Source organism: Klebsiella sp., assembly GCF_027492335.1.
GTDB classification, from domain to species: domain Bacteria; phylum Pseudomonadota; class Gammaproteobacteria; order Enterobacterales; family Enterobacteriaceae; genus Klebsiella; species Klebsiella huaxiensis.
On sequence record NZ_JAPUEW010000066.1, the window covers coordinates 99654 to 122060 of the forward strand.

The 22407-nt window shown below is 51.1% G+C and carries 18 protein-coding genes; 11 read left to right on the forward strand and 7 right to left on the reverse strand.

Going from position 1 to position 22407, the window contains the following annotated elements:
* Positions 1 to 11 precede the first annotated feature (11 nt).
* Both QVF11_RS19765 and QVF11_RS19770 read right to left on the reverse strand, forming a co-directional pair.
* On the reverse strand, positions 12 to 1277 hold the full coding sequence (locus QVF11_RS19765; protein WP_112214644.1) for a PTS ascorbate transporter subunit IIC: 1266 nt from the start codon (positions 1275 to 1277) through the stop codon (positions 12 to 14).
* Positions 1278 to 1294: 17 nt separating this feature from the next.
* Complete coding sequence (locus QVF11_RS19770; protein WP_112214643.1) at positions 1295 to 1570, reverse strand: PTS sugar transporter subunit IIB; 276 nt, start codon at positions 1568 to 1570, stop codon at positions 1295 to 1297.
* Between the two features lie 122 nt (positions 1571 to 1692).
* Here QVF11_RS19770 and QVF11_RS19775 point away from each other — a divergent pair, with 122 nt between their 5' ends.
* Complete coding sequence (locus tag QVF11_RS19775) at positions 1693 to 2541, forward strand: MurR/RpiR family transcriptional regulator (protein WP_112214642.1); 849 nt, start codon at positions 1693 to 1695, stop codon at positions 2539 to 2541.
* A gap of 5 nt (positions 2542 to 2546) precedes the next feature.
* Here the strand turns inward: QVF11_RS19775 and QVF11_RS19780 are convergent, their stop codons facing one another.
* The 5 genes from QVF11_RS19780 to ycaO form a co-directional block, all read right to left on the reverse strand.
* Positions 2547 to 3338 (reverse strand): PA3715 family protein, encoded by a 792-nt coding sequence (locus QVF11_RS19780; RefSeq protein WP_287858822.1) that lies wholly within the window; start codon positions 3336 to 3338, stop codon positions 2547 to 2549.
* A 78-nt stretch (positions 3339 to 3416) separates the two neighbouring features.
* Positions 3417 to 4157: a pyruvate formate lyase 1-activating protein gene (gene pflA / locus QVF11_RS19785; RefSeq protein ID WP_110275174.1), complete on the reverse strand. Its 741-nt coding sequence runs from the start codon at positions 4155 to 4157 to the stop codon at positions 3417 to 3419.
* A 193-nt stretch (positions 4158 to 4350) separates the two neighbouring features.
* Positions 4351 to 6633, reverse strand: coding sequence for a formate C-acetyltransferase (pflB, locus tag QVF11_RS19790; protein ID WP_287858824.1), 2283 nt, complete (start codon positions 6631 to 6633; stop codon positions 4351 to 4353).
* 51 nt (positions 6634 to 6684) lie between these two features.
* The gene (focA, locus tag QVF11_RS19795; protein ID WP_110275170.1) at positions 6685 to 7542 is read right to left on the reverse strand and encodes a formate transporter FocA; all 858 of its coding nucleotides are present in this window, start codon (positions 7540 to 7542) and stop codon (positions 6685 to 6687) included.
* A 385-nt stretch (positions 7543 to 7927) separates the two neighbouring features.
* Complete coding sequence (ycaO, locus tag QVF11_RS19800) at positions 7928 to 9688, reverse strand: 30S ribosomal protein S12 methylthiotransferase accessory factor YcaO (protein ID WP_287858825.1); 1761 nt, start codon at positions 9686 to 9688, stop codon at positions 7928 to 7930.
* Between the two features lie 114 nt (positions 9689 to 9802).
* Between ycaO and QVF11_RS19805 the strand changes: the two genes are divergently transcribed.
* The 10 genes from QVF11_RS19805 (at position 9803) to lpxK (ending at position 22374) form a co-directional block, all read left to right on the forward strand.
* The gene (locus QVF11_RS19805) at positions 9803 to 10495 is read left to right on the forward strand and encodes a DUF421 domain-containing protein (RefSeq protein ID WP_287858826.1); all 693 of its coding nucleotides are present in this window, start codon (positions 9803 to 9805) and stop codon (positions 10493 to 10495) included.
* Positions 10496 to 10682: 187 nt separating this feature from the next.
* The gene (serC, locus tag QVF11_RS19810; RefSeq protein ID WP_112214638.1) at positions 10683 to 11771 is read left to right on the forward strand and encodes a 3-phosphoserine/phosphohydroxythreonine transaminase; all 1089 of its coding nucleotides are present in this window, start codon (positions 10683 to 10685) and stop codon (positions 11769 to 11771) included.
* Between the two features lie 72 nt (positions 11772 to 11843).
* Positions 11844 to 13127, forward strand: coding sequence for a 3-phosphoshikimate 1-carboxyvinyltransferase (gene aroA / locus QVF11_RS19815; RefSeq protein ID WP_287858827.1), 1284 nt, complete (start codon positions 11844 to 11846; stop codon positions 13125 to 13127).
* A gap of 144 nt (positions 13128 to 13271) precedes the next feature.
* Positions 13272 to 14039: a metalloprotease LoiP gene (loiP, locus tag QVF11_RS19820; protein WP_112214731.1), complete on the forward strand. Its 768-nt coding sequence runs from the start codon at positions 13272 to 13274 to the stop codon at positions 14037 to 14039.
* 171 nt (positions 14040 to 14210) lie between these two features.
* Entirely contained in the window at positions 14211 to 14894 is a 684-nt protein-coding gene (gene cmk / locus QVF11_RS19825; RefSeq protein ID WP_112214636.1) for a (d)CMP kinase, read from the forward strand.
* A 136-nt stretch (positions 14895 to 15030) separates the two neighbouring features.
* A complete protein-coding gene (gene rpsA / locus QVF11_RS19830; RefSeq protein ID WP_110275160.1) occupies positions 15031 to 16704 on the forward strand; it encodes a 30S ribosomal protein S1 in 1674 nt (557 codons plus the stop codon).
* 150 nt (positions 16705 to 16854) lie between these two features.
* The gene (gene ihfB, locus QVF11_RS19835) at positions 16855 to 17142 is read left to right on the forward strand and encodes an integration host factor subunit beta (protein WP_004100704.1); all 288 of its coding nucleotides are present in this window, start codon (positions 16855 to 16857) and stop codon (positions 17140 to 17142) included.
* 205 nt (positions 17143 to 17347) lie between these two features.
* Positions 17348 to 19603 carry a ComEC family protein gene (locus QVF11_RS19840; protein ID WP_287858829.1) on the forward strand — a complete coding sequence of 752 codons (2256 nt, stop codon included), beginning with the start codon at positions 17348 to 17350 and terminating at the stop codon, positions 19601 to 19603.
* A 45-nt stretch (positions 19604 to 19648) separates the two neighbouring features.
* Positions 19649 to 21397, forward strand: a complete 1749-nt coding sequence (msbA, locus tag QVF11_RS19845) for a lipid A ABC transporter ATP-binding protein/permease MsbA (RefSeq protein WP_142512456.1) — start codon at positions 19649 to 19651, stop codon at positions 21395 to 21397.
* Positions 21394 to 22374, forward strand: coding sequence for a tetraacyldisaccharide 4'-kinase (gene lpxK / locus QVF11_RS19850; protein ID WP_112214633.1), 981 nt, complete (start codon positions 21394 to 21396; stop codon positions 22372 to 22374). The genes msbA and lpxK overlap by 4 nt, the downstream gene beginning before the upstream one ends.
* Positions 22375 to 22407 lie beyond the last annotated feature (33 nt).

Genomic DNA, 22407 nt, shown 5'->3' on the forward strand with positions numbered 1-22407 from the left:
TTTTTTCCTTCTTATGGCAGCATTTTACCGATGTAGTACACAACCAGGCCCAGGGCAACGAAGTCGGTTTCCGGGAAGCTGGTGCCTGACAGACCCACGGACTCCATAATCGGGTAAATCAGCGCAGGGCCAATGCCGATGAGGATCCCGGTGACGAAGCTTCCCGCAATCGCACCTTTCCAGCCGCCAGAGGCATTACCAAATACCGCTGCGGTGGCGCCGATGAAGAAATAAGGAATGGCTACGGGGATAATGACGGTTTGCCCCAAAATCGCGAGAAAGCCCATCACCACCAGCCCGCCAACAAACGAAGAGATAAATCCCAGAACCGTGGCGGTGGGGGCATACGGGAAGACCACTGGACAGTCGAGCGCGGGTTTGGCGTTAGGAATAAATTTCTCCGAGATCCCGAGGAAGGCCGGAACAATCTCTGACAGCAGCAGACGCACGCCGGTAATAATGATGTACAGCGAAGCGGTGAAGGTCAGCGACTGGAAGAGTGGATAAACCAGCCAGTGCATTCCACCTGCTGCAGCGGTTACCGCCTCTTTCCCGGCAGCGAGCGCGGCGATGTAGTAGAAAATACTCACCGAGATCGACACAGAGACGATGTAATCCTTAAAGATCCCCAACCAGCCGGGAAGGTTCAGCTTTTCGGTGGATTGTTTAGGATCGCCGACCTTCGAGCCGATCCAGCCGGATGCGGCGTAAGCCAGGGTCACGTAGTGCCCCATCGCGATTTCATCGTTACCGGTGATCTTTCGCATCCAGGGTTGTGCAATTGCCGGATAAAGACAGGCCGCCAGACCTAATAACACGGAACCGACAATAATGGTCGTCATGTCGCTATAGCCGAGCGCTTTCAGCGTGACGGTAAGCAGCGCGGAGAGATAAAGGTTATGTTGTCCGGTCAGAAAGATGTATTTAAACGGCGTGACGCGTGCAAAGAACAGGTTCCAGCCAAAGCCGATCACCATGATAAGCGATACGCACATCGCGAATTTGGTTTGCGCCAGCCCGGTTAGTGCTTCCGCGAGCGGCATAACACCTTTTAAACCAAATCCATCGCTAAATAACGTCTGAAAATTACCCAGAGAGGTCACCGCGAGCCCGGCACCACCGGCGAACACCAAAAAGCCGACGATAGTTTTGAAGGTGCCGGAAAGGACTTTTTCAATCGGCTTACGTTGGATTAACAAGCCGATTAACGCGATAAAGCCAACTAAAAGTGGGGTTACACCCAGAATGTCGAATACAATAAATCTGAGGAGATCCATATTGCCTCCGGGAGAGGTTAGTTGCTTTGGACGACGTGAGTGAGAGCAGATTCCATTTCTTCACTATTCATCAGATCGGTAATGCCGATAGCTCTGAATCCGGCAGCTTCGACTTCATCGGTGAGATCGCGCATAGTGATGACGAAATCAATGTCTCGCCAGGTCCTCAGACCCGAAAGGACATCGTGTTCCAGATCGATATCCCAGCCATGTTTGTCGATAATTTTTTGGGCTTTGATTTTGAGCATTAACGAGCTACCCATACCGGTACGACAGACTATGAGACCTTTCATGAGATGTTCTCCTGTTTGTAAAAATAATTATTTTTATTTGTTTGTGTGAGATAATAATTATTATCTTTACCGCAGAACGAAAGATGTGACTGTGTTTGCATTTTGAGCAAATAAGGCAAAAAATGAGCCAGATAGACAATAACTTGTTGATAAGCATAAGAAATGGAGCTTCGGGGTTAAGCCCGATACTGGAGAAAGTCGGCCGTTTTATTACGGAAAATCCTGATTTTGTGATGCGTCACACTATTTCAGAACTGGCTGACTCCATTGATACCAGTGAGGGGAGTATCACCCGTTTTTGTCGGGCTTTCGGCTTTAAAGGCTTTTCGGATTTCAGAACGGCGCTGGCGATGGAGCAGGGGGCTGCGCGCTCAGAAGACAATGGCAATGAAGAGATCGCACCAGTACTGGCGAGCATCCGTGACAGCAATGCCATTGTTGATAATCAGGAGCTGAAAGCTGCGGCAGACTGGCTTAATTCGCTGAATAACATTGCTATTTATGCTGTAGGTACGGCGGTGCCGGTCGCGTTGTTCCTGCAAATGAATTTAATCAATATGGGTAAAGCGGCAAGTTTTGTCGATCGCTCTTATCCAGCGGCGATGCCGCTGCTGGCTGATAATCAAAAAATCGGCATTATTGTCATTCATACCGAGCAGGCATCGGCGGACATGATGCAGGCCCTGTCTCTGGCAAAACAGCAGGGGGTTAAAATATTATCGCTAACGCGTGGGACGTTTACGCCGTTAGCCCGCCTGTCTGACTGGAACCTTCAGGCAGCCGTTGCTTTACAAGGGGAAGGTGAATCCGGATTTGCAGAAATTGCGGGCGCAATGATGGTGGCTGATCGGATCCTGAGTGCGCTGGAAGAGCAGGATGAACGCTATGCCGAATACCGCAAAGCGCATCAGAAACGTATTTTCTCGATTGAGAGCGTGGCGAATAAGCTGTCGGAATATTTTATGTCGTAAAGTGGCTACTCAAGCGGTGTCAGTTTTTTCGGGACGGCATATTGTTTGCCATCATAGCGCAGGATCCAACTGGCTTTGCCGGGCTTATCCTTCGAAGTACATTCATCGTTGGCGTCAAAATAAGCCGTGGATGCAACGCTTTTTTCGCTAACCCGAATATCGGCATAACCGTTGTGGGAGGAAGTGTCTATAGAAAGGGTGCGCTTGATGTCGTTGAACTCGCCAGCGCAGTTTCCGTCCCATTCACCACTGCTTTCCTCCAGTAGGATCCCCTCCAGCAAGGTACGTAGTTGATTGTTCTCAATCACGTAAAGTGACAGAGCATCCTCACTAAACGGGTTAACTCGTGAACTGCCGCTCCGGGCGATATGCAGGCCAAATGCAGTTTGATTAGGGGCAACTTTCCAGCGCGCGGTGTCAAGTGCAATACCGGTAATGCGAAATGCATCATCATTCATCCGTCCAGCCAGCTGTAATCGTTGTTTAACCTTCAGGGTTGCGGAGTCGAGCACCAGCATTTCCACATCACCGGTATGTCCATAGTCGCTCTGCTCCTGGGACATCAATGGCACAGCCGCAAGTGTTAGTTCCGGGTGAGCAGGCCAGACGCGACAAATAGCGCTTTGTGGAGAGTTACCACTGATATCTATAGCCTGATTACGGTGGGTGATCATGCCTTCCGCCGTTGGTTTCGCATCCGGCCATACCTGTTGGACGATGGCGCGGATATCACAGCTGCTGGCGGCATTAGTGTGCTGAGCTAACAGCAATAAAATCCCTGAAATAAATAAACGCATAGCTTCCTTTCCTGCTTTTTCCCTTGGGGGATAACAAAACGGCTGCCGGTTAGGGCAGCCGTTTTGCTAAGGCTAGTTTTAGTACATCACCTTATGGCCGTACTGCTCGAGAATGCCTTTCACGCGTTCCATTGTCTCTTTCTTCGGCGGATGAACGCCATCTAGCTTGTACTCTTCGCCCATTGCGACCCATTTATGCTTGCCTAGCTCGTGATACGGCAGCAGCTCGATTTTTTCGACATTACCCATATCGCGGGTAAACTCGCCCAGACGATGTGCGGAATCGTCATCGTCGGACCAGCCGGGGACAACAACGTAGCGGATCCAGACGTTAATGTTTTTATTGGATAGATAGCGCGCAAACTCCAGCGTACGGTGGTTAGAAACACCAACCAGATTCTGGTGGATTTCGTCGTTCATCTGTTTGAGATCGAGCATCACCAGGTCGGTCACTTCCAACAGTTCATCAATAACTGGGTCGTAGCGGCGCACAAAACCGTTGGTGTCGAGACAAGTATGAATGCCTTCTTTCCTACAGGCGCGGAACCAGTCGCGAACGAATTCAGCCTGCAAAATAGCTTCGCCGCCGGATGCTGTCACTCCGCCTCCGGAAGCGTTCATGAAGTGGCGATAGGTCACCACTTCTTTCATGAGCTCTTCAACGGTGATCTCTTTACCGCCGTGGGTATCCCAGGTATCACGGTTATGACAATACAGGCAGCGCATCAGGCAGCCCTGGAAGAAGGTGATAAAACGGATCCCCGGGCCATCGACGGTGCCACAGGATTCAAAGGAGTGAATGCGACCAATAGTTGACATTGCAGTGATATCTCCAGATTCGGCCCGTTCGGGGCCTGTGGATGCACAGCTCAAACCGGCTGTGTTAAGTCTGTTTTGGCGGTTATCCATTGAGTATAGACAGCAGACAAAAGAGACTATGGCAGAGGGGAGTGCTAAAAAGGCCCCACTTGCGTGGAGCCTTTATTGTACGCGTTTTCAGTCAGACAGGGAATTACATGGTCTGAGTGAAGGTACGAGTGATAACGTCCTGCTGTTGTTCTTTAGTCAGGGAGTTAAAACGTACTGCGTAGCCAGATACACGAATGGTCAGCTGCGGATATTTTTCCGGATTTTCCATCGCGTCGAGCAGCATTTCGCGGTTCATGACGTTGACGTTCAAATGCTGACCGCCTTCGATGGAAGCTTCGTGGTGGAAGTAACCATCCATCAGGCCTGCCAGGTTAGTCTTACGAACTTCGTCGTCTTTACCCAGCGCGTTTGGAACGATAGAGAAGGTATAGGAGATACCATCTTTCGCGTAAGCAAACGGCAGTTTAGCAACGGAGGTCAGAGAGGCAACAGCACCTTTCTGGTCACGGCCGTGCATCGGGTTAGCACCTGGTCCGAACGGCGCGCCAGCGCGACGGCCATCAGGGGTGTTACCGGTTTTCTTACCATACACAACGTTAGAAGTGATGGTCAGAACAGACTGAGTCGGGATAGCGTTACGGTAGGTGTGCAGTTTCTGAATTTTCTTCATGAAACGTTCAACCAGGTCAACGGCCATATCATCGACGCGAGAGTCGTTGTTACCAAACTGCGGGTATTCGCCTTCGATTTCGAAGTCGACAGCCAGACCGTTCTCATCACGAATCGGTTTAACTTTCGCATATTTAATTGCAGACAGGGAGTCAGCAGCAACGGACAGACCTGCGATACCACATGCCATGGTACGGATAACATCACGGTCGTGCAGCGCCATCAGAGAAGCTTCGTAGCTGTACTTGTCGTGCATGTAGTGGATGATGTTCAGCGCAGTGACGTACTGTTTAGCCAGCCAGTCCATGAAGTGATCCATGCGGTCCATCACTTCGTCGAAGTTCAGAACGTCGCCTTTGATCGGTTCAGATTTAGGGCCAACCTGCATTTTCAGTTTTTCATCAACGCCGCCGTTGATTGCGTACAGCATGGTTTTCGCCAGGTTAGCACGAGCACCGAAGAACTGCATTTGCTTACCAACAACCATCGGGCTTACGCAACAAGCGATAGCGTAGTCATCGTTGTTGAAGTCCGGACGCATCAGGTCATCGTTCTCATACTGCAGAGAAGAGGTATCGATAGACACTTTCGCTGCGTATTTTTTGAAGCTCAGCGGCAGTTTTTCAGACCACAGAATGGTGATGTTCGGCTCCGGAGACGGCCCCATGGTGTACAGGGTGTTCAGGAAGCGGAAGCTGTTTTTGGTCACCAGAGTACGGTCGTCAACGCCCATACCGCCGATGGATTCAGTTGCCCAAATCGGGTCACCAGAGAACAGTTCATCATATTCAGGAGTACGCAGGAAACGCACCATACGCAGTTTCATGACCAGGTGGTCAATCATTTCCTGAGCATCTTGCTCGGTGATTTTGCCAGCTTTCAGGTCACGTTCGATGAAGATATCCAGGAAGCTGGAGGTACGACCGAAGGACATTGCTGCGCCGTTCTGAGATTTAACAGCAGCCAGGTAACCGAAGTAGGTCCACTGGATAGCTTCCTGAGCAGTCGTTGCCGGACCAGAGATATCGCAGCCATATTTTGCTGCCATTTCTTTGATCTGACCCAGAGCGCGGTGCTGTTCAGAAATTTCCTCACGCAGACGGATGGTTGCTTCCAGATCTTCGCCGTTTTCCAGTTTCTCTTGCAGAGAAACGAACTGCGCGTATTTGTCTTTCATCAGGAAGTCGATACCGTACAGCGCAACGCGACGGTAGTCACCGATGATACGACCACGACCGTAGGCATCCGGCAGACCGGTCAGAACGCCAGATTTACGGCAGTTCAGGATGTCTTTGGTGTAAACATCGAATACGCCCTGGTTATGGGTTTTGCGGTATTCGGTGAAGATTTTTTTCAGCATTGGGTCCAGCTCGCGATCGTACGCTTTGCAAGAACCTTCAACCATTTTAATGCCGCCGAACGGGATAATCGCACGTTTCAGCGGAGCTTCAGTCTGCAGACCAACGATTTTCTCGAGAGCTTTCTCGATGTAGCCAGCGTCATGAGAAGTGATGGTGGATGCAAGGGAAGTGTCAAAATCAACAGGCGCGTGAGTGCGGTTTTCCTGTTTAACACCTTCCATTACGTTGTCCCACAGCTTGGTGGTCGCGTCAGTTGCGCCAGCCAGGAAGGACTCGTCACCTTCGTACGGGGTATAGTTTTTCTGGATAAAGTCGCGGACGTTGACTTCTTTCTGCCAGTCACCTTTCGCAAAACCTTCCCAGGCTGTAGCTAACTTTTCATTAAGCTCGGACATGTAACACCTACCTTCTTAAGTGGATTTTTTATTTACTGCCTGAAACAACCCTTAGTGATGGTCGTCGCCACGCAGGTAAATGACCCAGTATGTCAACCCAACCAGCAGACCACCGCCGATGATGTTCCCGATAGTTACCGGAATCAGGTTATCAGTGATGAAGTTCATTACGGTTAAGTGAGAGAAACTTTCCGGAGTTGAACCTACCGCGGTCCAGAATTCCGGGCTTGCAAAGTCGCGGATTATGATGCCCATCGGGATCATAAACATGTTAGCGATACTATGCTCGAATCCGCTGGCAACAAACATTGCCACCGGTAAAACCATGATCATGGCTTTATCCATCAGGCTACGGCCGGAGTAACTCATCCATACCGCAAGGCAGACCATCAGGTTTGCCAGGATACCCAGGCACACGGCTTCAATAAAAGTATGGTGCATTTTGTGGTCGGCGGTTTGCAGGACGTTAAGCCCCCATTGACCATTGGCGGTCATATATTCGCCTGAAAGCCACATCAATAACACAAACAGTAAGCAGCCGATCAGGTTACCAACATAGACGTTGAGCCAGTTTTTCGCCAGTTGACCCCATGTAATTCGTCCACTGGCTTTCGCCACGACAATAAGTACGGTGGAGGTAAACAGGTCGGCACCGCAAATGACGCAGAGAATCAAACCCAGTGAGAAGCAGACGCCCCCAATCAGTTTGGCAACACCGAAAGGCATCCCGGCCGCGCCGGTTGTTGCTGTGATATAGAAAACAAAAGCGATAGAGATGAAGACACCTGCGGTGATAGCCAGATAAAACGTCTTTATCGGATGTTTTGTCGCTTTATAGACACCCGCTTCTTCGGCGACTTTCGCCATAGCTGCAGGGAGTAAAAGATCAAAAGGGTTGTCAGCTTTCACACTAACTCTCTCTTTATGTAAGTTGGCGGTGAGATACTAACAAAGCATTATAGAAGGGAATTTGATGTAGATCATATCCTACCGGAACTATAGGCCTTTTTAGTGTATGGTTTTGGCTTTAAATGCACTTAATGTGTTGTTTTTTATGTGAAAAATAAATTTTAAAATTTGCAAATTATGTTGATTTTTTTCATTCGCGCCCTCTCTGATGGTTAATTAAAATGGGGTATTTTTATTAAAACTAACAATATTTTCAGCGACCATTCGTTATTTTTCACTATTAATTAACTTTGTTGCCACAAATAATCGAAGGCTTGCGAAAAGCATAAGAAAACGGGGTCACAACTGACCCCGTGATACTGATATTTTGACAGATAAAAACGCGTTATTTAACCCAGAATTCTGCTTTTGCGCGTTGCAACTTTTCATAGGCCTTCAGTAAAGACTGATGAGCCGGGAAAGCCAGCAGATCGCTGTCTACGGTCTGCAAACCGTAGAAAGGAGCTTCGCCGCTAAGCGCTGCGCTGGCGGCTTCTACTGCTTCAACGCCGTACATACGCACAAAGGCGTTCAGGTATTGCAGCGGCTGGCGCTCTTCTTCCTGGCTGAGCAACAGTAGCGTTTGCAGGCAACGGTAGTAATTAGCGCGTTCAGCGCTAAATATTGAAGCATTGAACTCCATGGTCCATTCGGTCCAGATCAAGGCTTGCTCAATATCACCTCCCGCCAGCGCCAGCATCGCTTTTAACTCACCAATGCGTAGCGTGTACCAGCCATTATCTTTGCCAGTTGCCAGGCCAAGCAGCTCGCGAACGCGGGTGAAATCATCAAGGCCTTCATCGTCCATTTGTTCGATAAGCGCCAGATAATCTTCTTTTTCCCACTCGCTTCCCGGCAGGGAAAGAATGGTTTCCCGCAGGTGTGCACCCATGCTGTTGTTCGCCAGCCAGAGATCTTCCGCCGGGTAGATATCGGACATGCCCGGAACGATAATTCGGCATGCGTAGACGCTCAGGTGTTCGTAATCGGCGATATACACTTCTTTATCTTCTTGTTTGAAGATAGCCATCAGGGTGGCGAACTCTTCATCCGTCGTTCCGGAGAAGCTCCAGTCCATGAATGGGTAGTCGGCATCCTGCTTAAACATATCCCAGGAGATCAGACCGCTGGAATCGATAAAGTGAGTCTCAAGATTGGCGTGTTCGGCAACTTCTTCATCATCGAAGGTCGGCGGCGTAAAGACGTCGAGATCTTTCAGGCTGCGGCCCTGTAGTAACTCAGTGACCGTACGTTCCAGCGCGACGCCGAAATCAGGGTGCGCGCCGAAAGACGCAAAACAAGTTCCGTTAGCCGGGTTAAACAGCACAACGCAGATAACTGGATATTTGCCGCCCAGTGAACCGTCATAAGCGAAAATCGGGAAACCTTCGGCTTCCAGTTTATTAATCGACTCCACAACGCCCGGATAACGCGCCATCACCTCCGCCGGAATTTCCGGCAGGCTGATGCTTTCAGCAATAATGCGATTTTTAATATGGCGTTCAAATACTTCTGACAGACCTTGAACGCGGGCTTCGTTGCGGGTATTGCCCGCAGACATGCCATTCGAAACGTACAGGTTGCCAATGATATTCATCGGAATATATATCGTCTCGCCGTCAGACTGGCGAGTGAACGGCAGGCCGCACACGCCGCGATCGTCATTACCTGATTGCAGATCCACCAGCATGCTGGCAGTTAACTGATCGTCAGGATCGTAGAACGCACGCAGGCGGGCATCTAGCAAGCCTTCCGGCACTTCATCATCGTCGGTGAGCGGGAACCATTTTTCATTCGGATAGTGAACGAAAGGGCCGTTAGCGATGGTGTCGCCCAACCAGAAATCAGCGAAAAAGTAGTTAGTGGAGAGACGCTCGAAGTATTCCCCTAGTGCGGAAGCCAGCGCGGCTTTTTTGGTTGCGCCTTTACCGTTGGTGAAACATAAAGCGCACTCTTTATCGCGGATGTGCACTGACCAGACGTGCGGTACCGGGTTGAGCCATGAAGCCTCTTCAATATCAAATCCGAGGTCGAGCAATTTTTTCTGGAAGCGAGCGATGGAATCTTCCAGGGCGGCATCTTTGCCGGTAATAAATGTTTGAGTCATGGCAGTCACTTTTATCGTACGTAAAGCGCGCAATCATACGGGTTTTAGATGACAGGTGCTATCTCCATCGTCTGGCTATGCTTATGTTATTCGATAACTGTTCAGGCGTTAACCATGAAGACTTTTGATTGGCATCGTATGGCACTGGATAAGGTGCCAGTGGAATTTCTTGCCGAGGTGGCGTTACGTAGCCTCTATACCTTCGTGCTGGTATTCATTTTCCTTAAAATAACCGGTCGGCGTGGTGTTCGACAGATGTCGTTGTTTGAAGTACTGATCATTCTGACCCTCGGTTCAGCGGCGGGTGATGTCGCATTCTATGATGACGTCCCCATGTTGCCGGTGCTGGCCGTTTTTATCACCCTGGCGCTCCTGTACCGGTTAGTCATGTGGCTGATGGGGCACAGTGAAAAGCTGGAGGATTTACTTGAAGGTAAGCCGATCGTGGTGGTGGAAGACGGCGAGCTGGCATGGGAAAAGCTCCAGGCTGAAAACATGACCGAATTTGAGTTTTTTATGGAGCTTCGCACCAACGGCGTGGAACAACTGGGGCAGGTCCGGCTGGCTATTCTGGAAACTAACGGGCAAATTAGCCTTTATTACTACCCGGATCCGAATGTTAAAGCCGGACTCTCTATTTTACCTTCACGCTTTACTGAGCGTTTTACTACCATCCCACATGATGATGAGTACGCCTGCGTCCGCTGTAGCGCAATCCTTATGCTTCGTGCCGGGGATAAGCAATTATGCCCGCGTTGTGCAAATGCAGAATGGTCGAAGGTCAGTCGAGCAAAAAGAGTCACCTGACAGCAATTATGTCGGTTATATGACGTCAAGCTGGCAGATTCTTTTGTGTGAGTGGGGTCGCATTTTGCCACTGTTCAGTTTTAGCCGTTGCGGTACGTGTCACTGAATGATAAAACCGATAGCCACAGGAATAACTTATGCCCGCGACGGTTCGCGGGCAAATAACATAGCAACGTGGTGAGGGTAAATGGCTCAGGTCTATAACTTCAGTTCGGGCCCGGCAATGCTGCCGGCGGAAGTACTCAAACTGGCGCAGCAGGAACTGTGTGACTGGAATGGTTTGGGGACGTCGGTGATGGAAATCAGCCACCGTGGGAAAGAGTTCATTAAGGTGGCTGAAGAGGCGGAACAGGATTTTCGCTCCCTGCTCAATATTCCTTCCAACTACAAAGTTTTATTCTGTCATGGCGGCGGCCGCGGGCAGTTTGCGGGCATCCCGCTGAACCTGCTTGGCGATAAAACCGTTGCCGACTACGTTGATGCTGGTTACTGGGCAGCCAGCGCGGTTAAAGAAGCACATAAATACTGTAATCCGAACGTAATCGACGCCAAAATCACCGTTGACGGTCTGCGCGCGGTTAAACCAATGAGCGAATGGCAACTGACGCCTGGCGCTGCGTACCTGCACTACTGCCCGAATGAAACCATTGATGGTATTGCCATCGAAGAAGCGCCGAACTTTGCTGACGATGTGATAGTCACGGCGGATTTATCTTCGACTATTTTATCTCGTGAAATCGACGTTAGCCGTTATGGCGTGATCTACGCCGGTGCGCAGAAAAACATCGGTCCGGCAGGTTTGACGCTGATTATTGTTCGCGAAGATCTGCTGGGCAAAGCCAACGTAGCCTGCCCGTCGATTCTTGACTATTCCATCCTGGCTGAGAATGACTCAATGTTCAACACGCCGCCGACATTTGCCTGGTATCTGTCAGGCCTGGTGTTTAAGTGGCTGAAAGAGCAGGGCGGCGTCGCCGTGATGGATAAAATTAACCAGCAGAAAGCCGACTTATTATATGGCGTGATTGATCGCAGTGGCTTCTATCGCAATGACGTTGCTGTGGCGAACCGTTCTCGCATGAACGTGCCGTTCCAACTGGCGGATAGCGCTCTTGACAAGTTGTTCCTTGAAGAGTCTTTTGCAGCCGGTCTGCATGCGTTGAAAGGTCACCGCGTGGTGGGCGGCATGCGAGCCTCCATTTATAATGCGATGCCGTTGGCCGGTGTGAAGGCGCTGACTGACTTTATGCAGGACTTCGAACGCCGTCACGGTTAATCGTTGCTTTGTTTTTCATCCCCGCAGCCAGCCTGCGGGGTTTTTATTCTGTTTGTTTGAGAGTTGAGTTTAATGGAATCCCTGACGTTACAACCCATCGCACGTGTAGATGGCACTATTAACCTGCCCGGGTCCAAAAGTGTCTCCAATCGTGCTTTGCTGCTGGCGGCATTAGCCCATGGCACTACGGTGCTGACCAATCTGCTGGATAGCGACGATGTGCGCCACATGCTGAATGCCCTCAACGCCCTGGGAGTTCATTACACCCTGTCCTCCGATCGTACTCGTTGCGAAGTGATAGGTAACGGGGGTCCACTACAGTCTGACCAGGTGCTGGAACTGTTCCTCGGTAACGCCGGAACCGCAATGCGCCCGCTGGCGGCGGCGTTATGCCTGGGCAGCAATAATATTGTGCTGACCGGTGAGCCGCGAATGAAAGAGCGTCCGATTGGCCACCTGGTTGATGCGTTGCGTCAGGGCGGTGCACAAATCGATTATCTGGAGCAGGAAAACTATCCGCCTCTGCGTCTGCGCGGTGGTTTCAACGGAGGTCATGTTGAAGTTGACGGCAGCGTTTCCAGCCAGTTTCTCACTGCGCTGTTGATGACCGCGCCGCTGGCTCCGCAGGATACCGTTATTGCTATTAAAGGCGACTTGGTTTCCAAACCTTACATTGATATCACGCTCAACCTGATGAAGACGTTTGGCGTTGAGGTTGAAAACCAGTCTTATCAGCGTTTTGTGGTACGAGGCAATCAGCAGTATCAATCACCAGGCGACTATCTGGTTGAGGGTGATGCCTCCTCGGCATCCTATTTCCTCGCTGCTGGCGCGATTAAGGGCGGTACGGTGAAAGTGACCGGTATCGGTCGTAACAGCGTGCAGGGCGATATTCGTTTCGCCGATGTGCTGGAGAAAATGGGCGCAACCGTTACCTGGGGGGACGATTTTATTGCCTGTACTCATGGCGAGCTGAACGCCATTGATATGGACATGAATCATATCCCGGATGCTGCGATGACTATCGCCACTGCCGCGTTGTTTGCGAAAGGTACCACCACGCTGCGCAACATTTATAACTGGCGTGTCAAAGAGACCGACCGCCTGTTTGCTATGGCAACAGAGCTGCGTAAAGTGGGCGCTGAAGTTGAAGAGGGTGAGGATTACATCCGCATCACTCCACCTGCGAAACTGCAGTTTGCAGACATCGGTACCTATAACGACCACCGCATGGCAATGTGTTTCTCGTTGGTGGCGCTTTCCGATACCCCGGTCATGATCCTCGATCCGAAGTGTACGGCGAAAACTTTCCCGGATTACTTTGAGCAACTGGCGCGTATCAGCACACTGGCTTGAATGACGCAAGTCCTATAAAAACGCCGGCCTGGAGGTCGGCGTTTTTTTTACGTGCTTGTCGGCAGATAAACTAAATGCTAGCCTTGATTGCTTGTAAATATAGGATTTATAAGCAATTAATATGAAAATCAATGGATGATTGATATGAAAAATACAAAATTAATGCTGGCTTTAGCTGTTTCTGCCACGTTGTTGGCAGGTTGTAAAAATATGCCAGGTGTGGATACCAACGCCCTGGTCAATTCCGGGATGACGGCCTACAAAGCAGCGACCCTCTCTGACTCTGAAGTCAAAACACTTTCCGATGATGCCTGCAAGCAGATGGATGGCGAAAATCAACTGGCGGGCTCTTCAAGCAAGTACACCAAGCGCCTGAATAAAATTGCCAAAGCGTTAGGCAATAATATCGACGGCATCCCGGTAAACTACAAAGTTTACGTGACATCAGACGTGAATGCCTGGGCAATGGCTAACGGCTGCGTGCGCGTCTATAGCGGTCTGATGGACATGATGACTGATAATGAAGTAGAAGGCGTACTGGGCCATGAACTGGGTCACGTTGCGCTGGGTCACTCGCGTAAAGCGATGCAAACCGCTTATGCAACTATCGCCGCGCGTGATGCTGTTTCAGCAGCTGGTGGAGCGGCTGCGAGTTTGTCTAAATCTCAGTTGGGTGATATCGCCGAGGGAATGATTAACTCAGCCTTCTCCCGTTCTCAGGAATCGGATGCCGATGATTTCTCTTACGATCTGATGAAGAAACGTAAGATCAGCACCCAAGGTCTGGTGGGAAGCTTCGACAAACTGGCCAGCCTTGACGCCGGGCATAGTAAATCTTTGTTCGATTCACACCCGCCTTCAGCTGAACGTGCGCAGCACATTCGTGACCGTATCGCCGCTGATAAAAAGTAAAACTTCGCCCCAATCCGGGCTGATGCTCCATCAGCCCGCTATAATTGCGTAATTCTTCTGCATTCCATTTCCTGTTGTCCGTAATTTGCAAGCAACACTCACTTTCCGTCGTATAGATGCGTATAATGCGCGGCGTTTATATATTTATGCGCCTTGCTGAAGGAGAAAAAGATGACGGTAGCTGTTCCGGTAATCACCATTGATGGGCCTGGCGGTGCGGGTAAGGGCACATTGTGCAAGGCAATGGCGGAAACGCTGGGCTGGCATCTGCTGGATTCTGGGGCGATTTATCGTGTTCTGGCTCTGGCGGCATTGCATCACCACGTAGATGTTGAATCTGAAGACGCGCTGGTTCCACTGGCCGCGCATCTGGATGTGCGTTTTGTTTCTACTAACGGTAGCCTGGAAGTGATTCTTGAAGGCGAGGATGTTAGTGCTGAAATTCGCACTCAGGAAGTGGCTAATACGGCATCAAAAGTGGCCGCTTTCCCCCGCGTAAGAGAAGCGTTGCTGCGCCGTCAGCGCGCCTTCCGCGAGCTCCCCGGCCTGATTGCCGACGGGCGTGATATGGGGACCGTAGTGTTCCCTGATGCGCCGGTGAAAATTTTCCTTGATGCCTCAGCGGAAGAACGTGCTCAGCGTCGTATGCTCCAGTTGCAGGAGAAGGGCTTTAGTGTTAACTTTGATCGCCTTTTATCCGAGATAAAAGAGCGCGATGACCGCGATCGTAATCGCACTGTGGCGCCGCTTGTTCCGGCAACTGATGCTTTGGTTCTTGATTCCACAGAACTAAACATTGAGCAAGTGATTGAAAAAGCGCTACAATATGCGCGCGAAAAACTGGCAGTCGCTTAATCGTTCATCGGTGAAGCGCAAGAGCCTCCGAATTTTAGCAGTACCCCCGCAGCAATGGAGTGTTAGCGGGTATGTTAAACAACCCCATCCGGCATGGAGCCAGGTGGACGTTAAATATGAAACCTGAAGATTAAACATGACAGAATCTTTTGCTCAACTATTTGAAGAATCCTTAAAAACAATCGAAACCCGTCCGGGTTCCATCGTTCGTGGTGTTGTTGTTGCTATCGACAAAGATATCGTACTGGTTGACGCCGGTCTGAAATCTGAGTCTGCCATTCCGGCAGAGCAGTTCAAAAACGCCCAGGGCGAGCTGGAAATCCAGGTTGGTGACGAAGTTGACGTTGCTCTGGATGCAGTAGAAGACGGCTTCGGTGAAACCCTGCTTTCCCGTGAAAAAGCTAAACGTCACGAAGCTTGGATCACGCTGGAAAAAGCTTACGAAGAAGCTGAAACTGTAGTCGGTGTTATCAACGGCAAAGTTAAAGGTGGCTTCACTGTTGAGCTGAATGGTATTCGTGCGTTCCTGCCAGGCTCCCTGGTAGACGTTCGTCCGGTGCGCGACACGCTGCACCTGGAAGGCAAAGAGCTTGAATTCAAAGTCATCAAGCTGGACCAGAAACGTAACAACGTTGTTGTTTCTCGTCGTGCTGTTATCGAGTCCGAAAACAGCGCAGAACGCGATCAGCTGCTGGAAAACCTGCAGGAAGGCATGGAAGTCAAAGGTATCGTTAAGAACCTCACTGACTACGGTGCATTCGTTGATCTGGGTGGCGTTGACGGCCTGCTGCACATCACCGATATGGCATGGAAACGCGTTAAGCATCCGAGCGAAATCGTAAACGTTGGCGACGAAATCACTGTTAAAGTGCTGAAGTTCGACCGCGAGCGTACTCGTGTATCTCTGGGCCTGAAACAGCTGGGCGAAGATCCATGGGTAGCTATCGCTAAGCGTTATCCGGAAGGTACCAAACTGACTGGTCGCGTGACCAACCTGACCGACTACGGCTGCTTCGTTGAAATCGAAGAAGGCGTTGAAGGCCTGGTTCACGTTTCCGAGATGGATTGGACCAACAAAAACATCCACCCGTCCAAAGTTGTTAACGTTGGTGACGTAGTGGAAGTTATGGTTCTGGATATCGACGAAGAACGTCGTCGTATCTCCCTGGGCCTGAAGCAGTGCAAAAACAACCCATGGCAGCAGTTCGCGGAAACCCACAACAAGGGCGACCGTGTTGAAGGTAAAATCAAGTCTATCACTGACTTCGGTATCTTCATCGGCCTGGACGGCGGCATCGACGGCCTGGTTCACCTGTCTGACATCTCCTGGAACGTTGCAGGCGAAGAAGCAGTACGTGAATACAAAAAAGGCGACGAAATCGCAGCAGTTGTTCTGCAGGTTGACGCAGAACGTGAGCGTATCTCTCTGGGCGTTAAACAGCTCGCAGAAGATCCGTTCAACAACTGGGTTGCACTGAACAAGAAAGGCGCAATCGTAAACGGTAAAGTGACTGCAGTTGACGCTAAAGGCGCAACCGTAGAACTGGCTGACGGCGTTGAAGGTTACCTGCGCGCTTCTGAAGCTTCACGTGACCGCGTTGAAGATGCAACTCTGGTTCTGAGCGTAGGCGACGACGTTGAAGCTAAATTCACCGGCGTTGATCGTAAGAACCGTGCAATCAGCCTGTCTGTTCGTGCTAAAGACGAAGCTGATGAGAAAGATGCTATCGCTACTGTTAATAAACAGGAAGAGGCAGGTTTCTCTAACAACGCAATGGCTGAAGCTTTCAAAGCAGCTAAAGGCGAGTAATCTTAGTCTTTCGGGTTACAACAACCTGAATTATGACGAGTTTACTTGACAGATTGCAGGATTCGTCCTGTAATCAAGCACAAAGGGCGGCTACGGCCGCCCTTGTTTAAGCTGTTAGATAACTTTGCCTTGAAGGAAACCGGAGGAATAATGACCAAGTCAGAATTGATAGAAAGACTTGCCAGCCAGCAATCTCACATTCCTGCGAAAGCAGTAGAAGATGCTGTTAAAGAAATGCTGGAGCATATGGCCTCAACGCTTGCTCAAGGTGAGCGCATTGAAATCCGCGGTTTCGGCAGCTTCTCTTTGCATTATCGAGCACCCCGCACCGGGCGTAATCCAAAAACTGGCGATAAAGTTGAACTGGAAGGTAAGTACGTTCCACACTTTAAACCAGGTAAAGAATTACGCGACCGCGCCAATATTTACGAAGAGTAAGTTTCGCTGAGCGGCGACAACATACTTAAACGTTGAAAAAGCACCTTCGGGTGCTTTTTTTGTACTTTCTCCATCTCTCCTCGCAAAACACAGGTCGTTTTCTGGTAACAGAGTAAATTCACTGGAAAGCACCATGCAACTCATCCACGCCGTGTGAGACATATCTTCTATTTGGCGCGACACTTCTGCCGACAAGGAGGTGTCAATGCGTTTACCACAACTCGCCGGCTGTGTGATTGTCGGTATCTTACCGCTGCTCTGGTTCCCCGTTTTGCCCGGACGCTTTGTTGTCTGGGGACTCATTGCCCTTGCATTACTTATTGCGCAATTCCGTCACGGCACTGCGCAATATGTCGCGTTGATAATGTTGTTCCTGGTTTGGGGGATACTCAGTGCCCGACAGGTGTTATGGCCAACCGAAACATTACTAGACAAAAATCGACAGGTTGAAATTGAACTTACCGCAACCGACGGACAGACAGCCCATCAGGGAAAGATCGTTCGTCTGGATGGGCGCCGGCTATTTCCCGCTCCTGGAGTGAGTCTCTACGGCAACTATCTACCTGAAACACCCTGCGCGGGTCAGGTCTGGGCAATGACGCTTCGCGCTCGCCCGGTTCACGGACAACTCAACGATGGCGGATTTGATAGTCAACGCTATGCCTTGTCGCAACATCGCCCGCTGACTGGAAGATTTCTTACCGCCGAAGCCCGGGACAGAAGCTGTAGTTTGCGGGCACGCTATCTGGCATCGCTAAACCAAACACTTGATACATTACCATGGCGGTCGGTGATACTAGGATTAGGCATGGGAGAGCGTCTGGCCGTTCCTCGTGAGATTAAGACCTTGATGCAGGAAACCGGCACGTCGCATCTGATGGCGATTTCGGGTTTACATATTGCGCTGGGGGCTTCGCTTGGTTGGTTATTACTGAGAGGGCTGCAGTTCTTTCTCCCATGCCGCTGGCTTAGCTGGCGGGCACCGTTGCTTATTGGCCTGGGATGCGCCATTTTCTACTCCTGGCTGACTGGTATGCAGCCGCCTGCATTGCGTACCTGCGCCGCATTAGCCGTCGGCTGTTGGCTTCGGTTATCCGGTAAACGCTGGTCGCCGTGGCAAATATGGTGTTGCTGCCTTGGCGCGATTTTGTTCGCTGACCCGTTAGCGGTTTTATCCGAGAGCCTGTGGTTATCAGCGTTTGCCGTCGCTGCGTTGATCTTCTGGTACCAGTTGGCGCCGATTTCACTTCGTGAAAGGCATTGGTTGCTACGTCAGATACTTGCGCTGTGTCATTTGCAGATTGGATTGATGTTCTTACTTATCCCCATTCAAATTGCTCTCTTTCATGGCATCAGCATGACTTCCATCATCGCCAATCTGATTGCCGTGCCCTTGGTTACCTTCGTCGTTGTCCCGCTGATTCTGGTAGCGATGCTGTTGCATCTCTGCGGACCGATATTTGTAGAGATGGCCTTGTGGCAACTGACGGACCGGATTCTGGCTGCGTTATTCTGGTCATTACGCCAGTTGCCTCCAGGTTGGTTGGGCCTGGATGTTCGCTGGCTTGGCGTAAGCATAATACCCTGGCTGGCATTGATAGCCTGGCGCTTTCATGCCTGGCGGACGCTACCTGCGCTTTGTTTAGGGTGCCTTGTGTTATTGAGTCGGCCTTTTGGGCGTAATACCGACGCTAATGAATGGCGAGTGACGATGCTGGATGTGGGGCAGGGGTTGGCTATGGTTATTGAACGTCAGGGAGCGGCGCTTCTCTATGATACTGGGCTGGCGTGGCCAGACGGTGACAGTGGTCAGCAAACTATTATCCCCTGGCTGCGTTGGCATCATTTGCAACCTGAGGGGATCATTCTGAGCCATGAACATCTCGATCATCGCGGCGGATTGAATTCGATACAGAAAGCATGGCCGCAACTATGGGTTCGTAGCCCGTTGGGCTGGGCGGGGCATTTAGTCTGTCAGCGCGGTGAAACCTGGCAATGGAGAGGGTTAACTTTTCGTGCTCTGTGGCCACTGCCAGGAGTGGCAAAGCAGGGAAATAATCGCTCCTGCGTAGTGCGAATTGATGACGGCAAGCACAGTATTCTGCTTACGGGTGATATCGAAACCCCTGCGGAAATGGCGATGATTAGCCACTATTGGCAGCATCTTGCGTCTACACTTATCCAGGTTCCGCATCACGGTAGCAATACCTCATCAGGGACAGCTTTACTTCAGAGCGTGGGAGGCGAAGCGGCACTTGCCTCGGCTTCACGCTTTAATGCATGGCGGATGCCCTCCAGTAAAGTGATTCAGCGTTATCGGAACCTGGGTTATCAATGGTTCGATACCCCGCACCAGGGGCAAATTACGGTAGTTTTTTCCACAGATAGTTGGCAAATCCATGGCTTACGGGATCAAGTTTTACCTCGTTGGTATCATCAGTGGTTTGGCGGGAAGGCGTAGAACGGGTAGAATATGCGGCTATTTCAACACAAGCTGGTTTATTGAATGCAGAACGATAAAGATCTCTCCACGTGGCAGACCTTCCGCCGACTCTGGCCGATTATAGCGCCGTTTAAACCCGGGCTAATCGTTGCGGCAGTGGCGCTAGTGCTTAACGCGGCAAGTGATACCTTCATGCTATCGCTTCTTAAACCGTTATTGGATGATGGTTTTGGTAAAACGGATCGCTCAGTGCTGATATGGATGCCGCTGGTGGTGATCGGGTTGATGATTCTGCGCGGCATTACCAGCTACGTTTCGAGCTACTGTATCTCATGGGTTTCCGGCAAAGTCGTGATGACGATGCGTCGTCGTTTATTCAGCCATATGATGGGAATGCCGGTTGCCTTCTTTGACAAACAGTCCACCGGTACGCTGTTATCACGCATTACCTATGATTCCGAACAGGTCGCATCCTCTTCTTCCAGCGCGCTGATCACCGTCGTGCGTGAGGGCGCGTCGATTATTGGCCTGTTCATTATGATGTTTTATTACAGCTGGCAGCTATCGGTGATTCTGATCGTCCTGGCGCCGATCGTGTCTATTGCTATTCGCGTGGTATCGAAGCGTTTTCGTAATATCAGCAAGAATATGCAGAACACGATGGGTCAGGTGACCACCAGCGCAGAGCAGATGCTGAAAGGGCACAAAGAAGTGCTGATGTTTGGCGGTCAGGCCGTCGAAACCAAGCGCTTTGATAAAGTCAGCAACAAGATGCGTCTGCAGGGGATGAAAATGGTCTCTGCATCATCAATTTCTGACCCGATTATTCAGCTTATTGCCTCCCTGGCCCTGGCTTTCGTGCTCTATGCTGCGAGCTTCCCGAGCGTGATGGAAACGCTGACCGCCGGTACAATCACCGTTGTCTTCTCCTCAATGATCGCGCTGATGCGTCCGCTAAAATCGCTGACTAACGTCAACGCCCAGTTCCAGCGTGGAATGGCGGCGTGCCAGACGCTTTTCGCTATCCTTGATTCCGAGCAGGAGAAAGACGAGGGCAAGCTGGAGATCGCGCGCGCGAAAGGCAATCTGGAATTTAAAAACGTCACCTTCAGATACCCAGGGCGTGAAGTCGCTGCGCTGCGCAATATTGACCTGAACATTCCGGAAGGGAAAACCGTGGCGCTGGTCGGGCGCTCGGGTTCAGGTAAATCGACTATCGCCAGCCTTATCACGCGTTTCTACGATGTTGATGAAGGCCAGATATTACTGGATGGTCATGACCTGCGCGAATACACGTTGACTTCCCTGCGCGATCAGGTCGCGCTGGTGTCGCAAAATGTCCATCTCTTCAACGATACGGTGGCGAATAACATTGCCTATGCGCGTACCGAAGAATACAGCCGCGAGCAGATTGAAGAAGCGGCGCGCATGGCTTACGCCATGGACTTTATTAACAAAATGGACAATGGCCTCGATACGATTATCGGTGAAAACGGTGTGATGCTCTCCGGCGGACAGCGCCAGCGTATTGCTATCGCGCGCGCGCTGCTGCGTAACAGCCCGATTTTGATTCTCGACGAAGCCACATCGGCGCTGGATACTGAGTCCGAACGCGCTATCCAGGCTGCGCTGGACGAGCTTCAGAAAAACCGCACCTCGCTGGTTATTGCCCACCGCCTGTCGACGATTGAGCAAGCTGACGAGATCGTGGTGGTGGAAGATGGCCAAATCGTTGAACGCGGCAGCCATACCGATCTGCTGGAGCATAAGGGAGTTTACGCTCAACTGCATAAGATGCAATTCGGCGCATGATTGCTCGCATCTGGTCCGGTGAATCGCCTTTATGGTGGCTGTTGTTGCCGCTCTCCTGGTTATATGGCCTGGTGAGCGGGCTAATACGGCTTAGCTATAAGCTGGGATGGCGAAAAGCCTGGCGAGCCCCGGTCCCGGTCGTGGTGGTGGGAAACCTGACCGCCGGCGGTAATGGTAAAACGCCGGTTGTCATCTGGTTGGTGGAGCAGCTCCAGCAGCGCGGTATTCGCGTTGGCGTAGTTTCTCGCGGCTACGGCGGTAAAGCGGCAAGCTATCCGCTCTTGTTGAATGCTGATACCGGTACTGCTGAAGCGGGCGATGAGCCGGTATTGATTCGCCAGCGTACCGGTGCACCAGTCGCCGTCTCACCATCTCGTAGCGATGCGGTTCAGGCTTTACTGGCTGCTAACGATCTGCAGATCATTGTCACTGATGATGGCCTACAGCACTATAAGCTGGCGCGTGATAAAGAAATCGTGGTGATTGACGGTGTGCGCCGTTTTGGTAACGGCTGGTGGCTTCCCGCCGGGCCAATGCGCGAGCGCGCCTCACGTTTACGTAGCGTGGATGCGATTATCGTTAATGGCGGCGTGGCCCGGCCGGGAGAGATCCCGATGCTGCTCCGTCCCGGACTGGCGGTGAATCTGCTGACTGGCGAACGTCGAAACGTCGTAGCATTCGACAATGTGGTGGCGATGGCAGGAATCGGTCACCCGCCGCGTTTTTTTGCCACGCTTGAGAGCTGTGGCGTGCAGCCAGTGAAAACGGTGGCCTTAGCCGATCATCAGGCATTGAATCAAAGCGACGTCGCTGCACTGGCGACGTCACAGCAAACCCTGTTGATGACCGAAAAAGACGCGGTAAAATGCCGGGAGTTTGCGCAAGCTAACTGGTGGTATTTACCCGTCGACGCCATAATGGCTGATGAACGCGCACAGCGGCTGCTCACGGAATTAGTCAAGCTGGCGCAACGTTAGTTTTGCCATACCGTTGCGCTGGAGCCCTTAATG

Excerpts from the sequence above, each read along its gene's own strand:
- QVF11_RS19765 (WP_112214644.1), bottom strand. The coding sequence starts at position 1,277 with ATGGATCTCCTCAGATTTATTGTATTCGACATTCTGGGTGTAACCCCA.
- QVF11_RS19770 (WP_112214643.1), bottom strand. The coding sequence starts at position 1,570 with ATGAAAGGTCTCATAGTCTGTCGTACCGGTATGGGTAGCTCGTTAATG.
- QVF11_RS19775 (WP_112214642.1), top strand. The coding sequence starts at position 1,693 with ATGAGCCAGATAGACAATAACTTGTTGATAAGCATAAGAAATGGAGCT.
- QVF11_RS19780 (WP_287858822.1), bottom strand. The coding sequence starts at position 3,338 with ATGCGTTTATTTATTTCAGGGATTTTATTGCTGTTAGCTCAGCACACT.
- pflA (WP_110275174.1), bottom strand. The coding sequence starts at position 4,157 with ATGTCAACTATTGGTCGCATTCACTCCTTTGAATCCTGTGGCACCGTC.
- pflB (WP_287858824.1), bottom strand. The coding sequence starts at position 6,633 with ATGTCCGAGCTTAATGAAAAGTTAGCTACAGCCTGGGAAGGTTTTGCG.
- ycaO (WP_287858825.1), bottom strand. The coding sequence starts at position 9,688 with ATGACTCAAACATTTATTACCGGCAAAGATGCCGCCCTGGAAGATTCC.
- QVF11_RS19805 (WP_287858826.1), top strand. The coding sequence starts at position 9,803 with ATGAAGACTTTTGATTGGCATCGTATGGCACTGGATAAGGTGCCAGTG.
- serC (WP_112214638.1), top strand. The coding sequence starts at position 10,683 with ATGGCTCAGGTCTATAACTTCAGTTCGGGCCCGGCAATGCTGCCGGCG.
- aroA (WP_287858827.1), top strand. The coding sequence starts at position 11,844 with ATGGAATCCCTGACGTTACAACCCATCGCACGTGTAGATGGCACTATT.
- loiP (WP_112214731.1), top strand. The coding sequence starts at position 13,272 with ATGAAAAATACAAAATTAATGCTGGCTTTAGCTGTTTCTGCCACGTTG.
- cmk (WP_112214636.1), top strand. The coding sequence starts at position 14,211 with ATGACGGTAGCTGTTCCGGTAATCACCATTGATGGGCCTGGCGGTGCG.
- rpsA (WP_110275160.1), top strand. The coding sequence starts at position 15,031 with ATGACAGAATCTTTTGCTCAACTATTTGAAGAATCCTTAAAAACAATC.
- ihfB (WP_004100704.1), top strand. The coding sequence starts at position 16,855 with ATGACCAAGTCAGAATTGATAGAAAGACTTGCCAGCCAGCAATCTCAC.
- QVF11_RS19840 (WP_287858829.1), top strand. The coding sequence starts at position 17,348 with ATGCGTTTACCACAACTCGCCGGCTGTGTGATTGTCGGTATCTTACCG.
- msbA (WP_142512456.1), top strand. The coding sequence starts at position 19,649 with ATGCAGAACGATAAAGATCTCTCCACGTGGCAGACCTTCCGCCGACTC.
- lpxK (WP_112214633.1), top strand. The coding sequence starts at position 21,394 with ATGATTGCTCGCATCTGGTCCGGTGAATCGCCTTTATGGTGGCTGTTG.